This is a genomic window from Christensenella hongkongensis (genome assembly GCF_000981035.1).
GTDB lineage: Bacteria > Bacillota > Clostridia > Christensenellales > Christensenellaceae > Christensenella > Christensenella hongkongensis.
Genome location: NZ_LAYJ01000092.1, coordinates 1 through 420 on the forward strand (window position 1 = coordinate 1; position 420 = coordinate 420).

Genomic DNA, 420 nt, shown 5'->3' on the forward strand with positions numbered 1-420 from the left:
CATATCGGGTGTAGAAAGCGTGTATTCACCACTCGTCAGCACCTTGTCTGCGCCGCCGTTCGTATAGTGTGCCGTTATTTCCAGCCCCGCAGCATCAAACGTGTCGCCTACCGTATAAGTTGTTTTCGTCGGGTTCTCCGTCACCTCGATGCTGTCCAGAACCGGCGCAGGTGCGTTCACTGTGATGCTAAACGTCGCTGTCTTCTCTATGCCGCTTTCTTCGTACGTCACGGTCACTGTCTTTGTTCCCGCCGTGCTCATATCGGGTGTAGAAAGCGTGTATTCACCACTCGTCAGCACCTTGTCTGCGCCGCCGTTCGTATAGTGTGCCGTTATTTCCAGTCCCGCAGCATCAAACGTATCGCCTACCGTGTACGTTGTTTTCGTCGGGTTCTCCGTCACTTCGATACTGTCAAGTAC

General features: G+C 53.6%; 1 protein-coding gene. It reads right to left on the reverse strand.

The genetic code is table 11. The features are described from left to right. On the reverse strand, positions 1–420 hold a 420-nt coding region (locus CHK_RS07900), incomplete at both ends, for a bacterial Ig-like domain-containing protein (protein WP_046443509.1).